We start from the raw sequence: 333 nt of genomic DNA, 5'->3' as shown, positions 1-333 counted from the left end.
CAGAAAGTCATTAAAGTGTATCCCCAGCAGGGGCGGTTTATTCGTAGTACAGACGATGACAGGCGCCGCCGCGTGGTGTTTATTGGTGAGTCAACACGTAAAAAGCTTAAGCTGCCCGAAAACCCCATAGGCGAATTTATTAGTCTGTCCGGGGAGTGGTTTCGCATTATCGGCGTAGCAGAAGAGCGAGGTTCACTGTTCGGTTTTGACCAGGATAACTACATTATCGCGCCCTTCTCCACCATGGCATCGCTGGCAGGCAGCCGGGTGACCGAGAATATCGATATTATGTTCAGACCTGCAGCGGGGGCAAACCTGGATAGTATTCAGGCC

General features: G+C 51.7%; 1 protein-coding gene. It reads left to right on the top strand.

Annotated elements, in window-relative coordinates; all coding sequences use genetic code 11:
* Positions 1 to 333 (top strand): ABC transporter permease (locus tag J0A66_RS22330; protein ID WP_206576021.1); only part of this gene is annotated, 333 nt, incomplete at both ends.

The organism is Bowmanella dokdonensis (assembly GCF_017254865.1).
Lineage (GTDB): Bacteria > Pseudomonadota > Gammaproteobacteria > Enterobacterales > Alteromonadaceae > Bowmanella > Bowmanella dokdonensis.
The sequence above is the reverse complement of the archived record's forward strand: the minus strand, read 5'-3'. Positions and strand labels throughout refer to the sequence as shown.